This window comes from Thiohalophilus sp. (assembly GCF_031581315.1).
Classification (GTDB): domain Bacteria; phylum Pseudomonadota; class Gammaproteobacteria; order UBA6429; family Thiohalophilaceae; genus Thiohalophilus.
Genome location: NZ_JAVLAZ010000168.1, coordinates 1 through 2313 on the forward strand (window position 1 = coordinate 1; position 2313 = coordinate 2313).

Sequence of the window (2313 nt, forward strand, 5' to 3'; positions counted from 1 at the left end):
GAAGGGATGGATCGACGAACTTTTGGCAATTTGTCTCGATCTGATGGTCGAGGCACCCCACGCCAATCGCTGGATGGCCACCACGGTGAACTACTGGGAAGGCGAGGTGGAGGTAACCGACCACGCCAGCGGCGCGCCTCGAGGACAGGGCTATCTCGAGATGACCGGCTACTGAGCCTGTAAAGGACGGCAGCTCGTCGCCATGCGCAAGCCCTGACACGACGCTGATGGTGTCCCATGGGCACGATGTCATCGCCCATGACAACCCGGTGGGCCCCTTCGGCAAGGTGCAGGTGCTCGAGGACACCGGCCTGGTGAACCGACTCGACGGCGAGGACCTGGCGGTGTCGATCACCGCCCGCGACGCGACCCGGGAGCTCGCCGATGTGCTGGTCTAGACACCTGCTGAAGGGCGGCTGGGCCGCCCAAGCCGTGCTGCTCACCGGGTCGAGTGGCGGCATTCCGCTGCGCGGCCTCAACGCCTTGGTCGTCGGCGCGTCCAATAGCGTTGGTGTATCAAGGGCGACTGGATCAAGGAAGGCGCAATTGTCATCGATGTGGGCATCAACCGTTTGGATGAAGGGTCGCTGTGCGGCGACATGACGTTAGACGTGGCCAAGGAGAAAGCGAGAGGGCGCATCCCGCTTTACCCTTTCGATTCATCCCAGAACACCCGTCACAACTTTTTCTCGTTTGCACTAAACTAGCCTCATGAACAGAAAATCGATCTACTCCTGGGCGCTATACGACTGGGCCAACTCGGCTTACGCCACCACCGTAATGGCGGGCTTCTTCCCGATCTTTTTCAAGGAGTATTTTAGCGCCTCCGCCGAAGTGACCACCTCGACCGCGCAGCTGGGGTTTGCCAACGCCCTCTCCAGTCTGATCATCGTGATCCTCGCCCCACTTTTAGGCGCGATTGCCGATGCCGGTGGCATCAAAAAATACTTCTTATACTTTTTTGCTTATCTTGGCATTCTAATGACCGCCTGTCTGGCCCTGGTCAGCGAAGGCGCGTGGGAGCTGGCCGTGCTTCTCTACGTCGGCGGCAATATCGGTTTTATGGGCGCCAATGTCTTTTACGATGCGCTGCTGCCGACGGTTTCGGAGGAGAAATCCTTCGACAAGGTCTCCGGACTCGGTTTTGCCTTTGGCTATCTGGGCGGTGGTATCTTGTTCGCCGTCAATGTCTGGATGGTGCAGTCGCCGCATAGCTTCGGCCTAGCCGATGCCACCCAGGCGGTTCAGGCCTCGTTCATTTCCGTGGCCGTCTGGTGGGCACTGTTTTCGCTGCCGCTGCTCTTCTTCGTCAAGGAGGAGCGCCGTCACGTGATCGCCAAGAGTGCGCTGACCGTAGTCAAAGACGGCTACCGTCGCTTGGCGAGGACTTTCCGCAATATCGCCGGCTTCAAGGGACTCTCGCTGTTTCTGATCGCCTACTGGCTCTATATCGACGGAGTGGATACGGTGATTCGCATGGCGGTCGATTACGGCATGTCGATCGGTTTCGAATCCAACGACCTGATTCTGGCGTTGCTTATTGTCCAGTTCATCGGCTTCCCGGCCACGCTCGCCTATGCCAAACTGGCCGCCTTCTTGGGCACCAAAAACGCCCTGCTCTTCGCCATCGCCTTTTATCTGGTAATTATTGTATTTGCGGTCATGATGACCGAGGTGCACGAATTCTATATGCTGGCGGTTATGATTGCGCTGGTGCAGGGCGGTATTCAGTCACTGAGCCGCTCCTACTATGCGAGCATGATCCCCAAGGGCTATGCGGCAGAGTTCTTTGGCTTCTACAACTTTCTGGGAAAGTTCGCCGCCATTTTCGGCCCGATGCTGCTGGCGGTGGTCGCGCTGGTGACCGAAGATTCCCGCGCAGCGATCGCTTCCACCGCCGTCTTTTTCATTCTCGGCGCACTGCTGTTAATGAAAGTGGACGCCGAACAGACCGCCAAAGAAGTGCGCGAGAAACTGCGCTAAAATGCTTTTTTGATTGTCAAATCATTCGGCCGCCCTCCCGCCGGACAACATCTGCCATGATGGATTTATTATGGTGCCATCCTTGAATGAAAAACCCCGGGGAGGATAAACACGACGGGCTCAGTGAAACGAAACTGCTGAACCTGATCACCGAGCTGATGATACAGATCCATCCGCATCATCGTGCACCGGAATACCTGACCCTGGACAGTCAGTTCGAAACCGATCCAGGGCGCGACAGCCTCTCCCGCGTGGAGCTGATCTCGCGGGTGGAATCGACATTTCACCTGACCTGCCCGAACGCACCCTGGCAGAAGTCCAGCCCCCTAG

At 57.6% G+C, this 2313-nt stretch carries 4 protein-coding genes and 1 pseudogene; all 5 read left to right on the plus strand.

Features of this window, described 5'->3' with window-relative positions; translation table 11 throughout:
• Window positions 1-43 precede the first annotated feature (43 nt).
• On the plus strand, window positions 44-175 hold the full coding sequence (locus RI563_RS13440) for a lipocalin family protein (RefSeq protein ID WP_317622901.1): 132 nt from the start codon (window positions 44-46) through the stop codon (window positions 173-175).
• 52 nt (window positions 176-227) lie between these two features.
• A complete protein-coding gene (locus RI563_RS13210) occupies window positions 228-398 on the plus strand; it encodes a hypothetical protein (protein WP_310694847.1) in 171 nt (56 codons plus the stop codon).
• 117 nt (window positions 399-515) lie between these two features.
• A pseudogene (locus RI563_RS13215) lies at window positions 516-629 on the plus strand (bifunctional methylenetetrahydrofolate dehydrogenase/methenyltetrahydrofolate cyclohydrolase); the annotation flags it as partial.
• Between the two features lie 82 nt (window positions 630-711).
• The gene (locus RI563_RS13220; protein WP_310694848.1) at window positions 712-1983 is read left to right on the plus strand and encodes an MFS transporter; all 1272 of its coding nucleotides are present in this window, start codon (window positions 712-714) and stop codon (window positions 1981-1983) included.
• Window positions 1984-2069: 86 nt separating this feature from the next.
• Window positions 2070-2313: acyl carrier protein (locus RI563_RS13225; protein ID WP_310694849.1), on the plus strand; the 244-nt coding region annotated here is incomplete at its 3' end.

What these genes read in the sequence shown, in the direction of transcription:
- RI563_RS13440 (WP_317622901.1), top strand. Translation starts at nt 44, where the DNA reads ATGGTCGAGGCACCCCACGCCAATCGCTGGATGGCCACCACGGTGAAC.
- RI563_RS13210 (WP_310694847.1), top strand. Translation starts at nt 228, where the DNA reads ATGGTGTCCCATGGGCACGATGTCATCGCCCATGACAACCCGGTGGGC.
- RI563_RS13220 (WP_310694848.1), top strand. Translation starts at nt 712, where the DNA reads ATGAACAGAAAATCGATCTACTCCTGGGCGCTATACGACTGGGCCAAC.